The sequence below is a fragment of the Bradyrhizobium sp. S69 genome, assembly GCF_009766005.1.
Classification (GTDB): domain Bacteria; phylum Pseudomonadota; class Alphaproteobacteria; order Rhizobiales; family Xanthobacteraceae; genus Bradyrhizobium.
Genome location: NZ_LMUK01000041.1, coordinates 319,872 through 323,187, shown reverse-complemented (window position 1 = coordinate 323,187; position 3,316 = coordinate 319,872). Strand labels below are relative to the sequence as shown.

Genomic DNA, 3,316 nt, shown 5'->3' with positions numbered 1-3,316 from the left:
CAAGCCGGCCCGCCGAAACCGCAGTTTATCATTAACCGCCAAAATCGCCAAAATCGCAATCGCCGCTATTGCCGCCGTTGCCAGCGTCCGCGCTCGTCGGCCTGCCAGTAGGTAACCTCGAAGCCCCTTGTCTTGCAATCGGTCCAAACGCCACGCGCGGCCGCCAGCGCATCGCTGTCGTCGCCGTTGAAGACCAGAACCAGCCGTTGGTAGCTCTCCGAATCGGCCGGCAACGCGGCGCTGTCGACCAGGAACCTGACATTGGCCCGGTTCGGATTGCCCTCGCCCGCCATCAGCACGATCGGCTGTTCCGCCGCATCGCCGACCCGCCATGTGGCGTGCGGCAAAAACGAATCGTCACGATAGGTCCACAAATGCGCGTCGAGCGCGTCGGCGCGCTCCTCCGATGTCGACTGCACGACGACGCGCCAGCCGCGCTCCAGCGATTTTTCGAGGAGCGGCGGCAGCACGTTTTCCAGCGTCATGTCCTGCAGATGGTAGAACAGAACTTCGGTCATGCGGCTTCGGCTATTTTCCGGCTATTTTTTGGCTTCGTAATATTCCGCGACCAGCCGCTCCAGCAGGCGCACGCCATAGCCCGAAGCCCAGCTGTGATTGATCTCGGTCTTCGGCGCCCCCATCGCGGTTCCCGCGATATCGAGATGCGCCCAAGGCGTGTCGTCGACGAAGCGTTGCAGGAACTGGGCGGCGGTGATCGAGCCGCCATGACGGCCGCCGGTGTTCTTGACGTCGGCGAATTGCGAGTCGATCAGCTTGTCGTATTCCGGACCGAGCGGCATACGCCAAACCTTTTCGCCGGTCTCGATTCCGACCTTCGAGAGCCGCTCGGCCAATTCGTCGTTGTTGGAAAACAGGCCGGCATGTTCGGTGCCCAGCGCCACCATGATCGCGCCGGTCAGGGTGGCGAGATCGACCATGAATTTCGGCTTGAACTTCTTGGCCACGTACCAGAGCACATCGGCCAGAACCAGCCGGCCCTCGGCGTCGGTGTTGATGATCTCGATGGTCTGGCCGGACATCGAGGTGACGATGTCGCCGGGACGCTGCGCGTTGCCATCGGGCATGTTCTCGACCACACCGATCGCGCCGACCACATTGACTTTGGCTTTGCGCGCGGCGAGCGCGTGCATCAGTCCGACCACGCAGGCCGCACCTCCCATGTCGCCCTTCATGTCCTCCATGCCGCCGGCGGATTTGATCGAAATGCCGCCGGTGTCGAAACAAACGCCCTTGCCGATAAACGCCACCGGCGCATCGCCGCGCTTGCCGCCGTTCCAGCGCATGATCACGGTCCGGCTCGGCTGCGTCGAGCCCTGGCCGACCCCAAGCAACGCGCCCATTCCGAGTTTCGTCATCGCCTTGACGTCGAGCACCTCGACATCGACGCCGACTTTGCGCAGTTGCGAGGCGCGACGCGCGAACTCGATCGGGTACAGCACGTTCGGCGGCTCGTTGACGAGTTCGCGCGCCAGAATCACCCCGTCGACGATATGGCCGTCGGGCGCGAAGGCTTTCCGCGCCGCGTTGACGTCGCCGACCGCCAGCGAAACCTCGGCGCGCGATGCCGCCTCCTCGCCGTCTTTCTTCTTGGTCTTGTAGCGGTCGAATTTATAGGCGCGAAGCCGGACGCCCGCGGCAATCTCGGCGGACTGCCCGGGCTTCATGGCGCCATCGGGCAAATCCGCCACCACCGTCACGGCCTCGCTGCCGGCGCGCAATTTGCCGGCGATCACGCCGCCCAGCTTGAGAAAATCGTCGTTCTTGATCGCCGACAGCTTGCCGACCCCGACCACAATCAGGCGGGAGGCCTTGAGGCCCTGGGGCGCCAGGATATCGAGGGTCGAGCCGCTCTTGCCCTTGAACCGGTTGGCGGCCGCGACTCGTCCGACCAGTTCGACGGCCGATCCCAGCGCCTTGCTGGCCGCATCGCCGAATTTCAACATGTCGTCGCAGAACACGACGAGAATGCCGCGCGAGATGGCGGAAAACGGGACGAAGCCGACCTTGACGGCGTCGGACATGGGCAAATCCTCCAAAAATCAGGGCTGTAACCGGGCTGGAAGCCCGGTCGATAGTCTCTTTGGCGGTGCTGTACATCCCGTCAAGACCATATTCCCGCGCACTTTGGCCCGCCCGGGTGCGCAAAGCCAAGCTCTGCCGTGGCCGGAAGGCCACATAGCGTGAATATTAACCATATCCTAAGGGTGCCACGGCCCGGCCATTTTGTTGACGGATCAAAGGGATGTAGTGAGAGAGGGTGGGCCGGCTGGAACGGCGGCGCGACCATAGGGGATCCTGGTTTCAGGATTGGTCGTCAGCTGCGGTTCCGGTCGCGAGGTGGGATCGTGCGGTAGCGATGGGGTCGATCGACAAATATATCTTTCGCACGACGCTTGGGTCGTTTGCGGTGGTCCTGATCAGCCTGACGGGCGTGATCTGGATTACGCAGGCGTTGCGCGGCATCGACCTGATGACGAGCCAGGGCCAGACCATCGTGACCTTTCTCGGCATCACCAGCCTGGTGATTCCCGCGCTGGTGCTGATCATCGCGCCGATCGCGCTGATGATCGCGATTTCCCACACCCTCAACAAGCTCGCCACCGATTCCGAGATCATCGTGATGAACGCCGCCGGCCTTTCGCCGTTCCGGCTGTTCCTCCCCTTCGTCTACGCCACCTGCGTGGTGGCGGTGATGGTCGCCTTTATCGCGGCCTATCTCGCGCCGGACGGCATGCGCCGAATCAAGCAGTGGGACGCCGACATCACCGCGGACGTCCTCACCAACATCCTGCAGCCCGGCCGCTTCGCCCAGCTCGACCAGAATTTGACCGTCCGTATCAGGGAACGACGGCCGGGCGGACTGCTCGCCGGCGTCTTCATCGACGATCGCCGGGATCCAAAGGAACGCGTCAGCATCGTCGCCGACCATGGAACGGTGCTGAAAAACGAGAGCGGATCGTTCCTGATTCTCGAAGACGGCAATCTCGAGCGGCTGGAAGCCGACAAGCGCGATCCGGCGATGGTGGCGTTCGGCCGCTACGCGTTCGACATGTCGAAATTCTCCAACCACGATCAAGCCGTCGCCCTCGGCATTCGCGAACGTTATCTCTGGGAACTGCTCTACCCGGACCAGGACGATCCGATCTACAAGCAATTGCCCGGACAATTCCGCGCCGAGCTGCATGACCGCTTCATGTCGCCGATCTATCCGTTTGCGTTCGCCGCCCTCACCTTTGCCTTTCTCGGCACGCCGCGCACCACGCGTCAGAGCCGCAACTTTTCGATCGGCGGTTCG

General features: G+C 63.0%; 3 protein-coding genes. 1 reads left to right on the top strand and 2 read right to left on the bottom strand.

What is annotated here, in order from left to right; genetic code table 11:
* Positions 1-65: 65 nt before the first annotated feature.
* Positions 66-518: a DNA polymerase III subunit chi gene (locus tag GSQ88_RS18985; protein WP_159009252.1), complete on the bottom strand. Its 453-nt coding sequence runs from the start codon at positions 516-518 to the stop codon at positions 66-68.
* 21 nt (positions 519-539) lie between these two features.
* Positions 540-2,042 (bottom strand): leucyl aminopeptidase, encoded by a 1,503-nt coding sequence (locus GSQ88_RS18980; protein WP_159009251.1) that lies wholly within the window; start codon positions 2,040-2,042, stop codon positions 540-542.
* Between the two features lie 335 nt (positions 2,043-2,377).
* Here GSQ88_RS18980 and lptF point away from each other — a divergent pair.
* A partial coding sequence (gene lptF, locus GSQ88_RS18975; protein WP_246784869.1) for an LPS export ABC transporter permease LptF occupies positions 2,378-3,316 on the top strand: 939 nt, incomplete at its 3' end.

Excerpts from the sequence above, each read along its gene's own strand:
- GSQ88_RS18980 (WP_159009251.1), bottom strand. The coding sequence starts at position 2,042 with ATGTCCGACGCCGTCAAGGTCGGCTTCGTCCCGTTTTCCGCCATCTCG.
- GSQ88_RS18985 (WP_159009252.1), bottom strand. The coding sequence starts at position 518 with ATGACCGAAGTTCTGTTCTACCATCTGCAGGACATGACGCTGGAAAAC.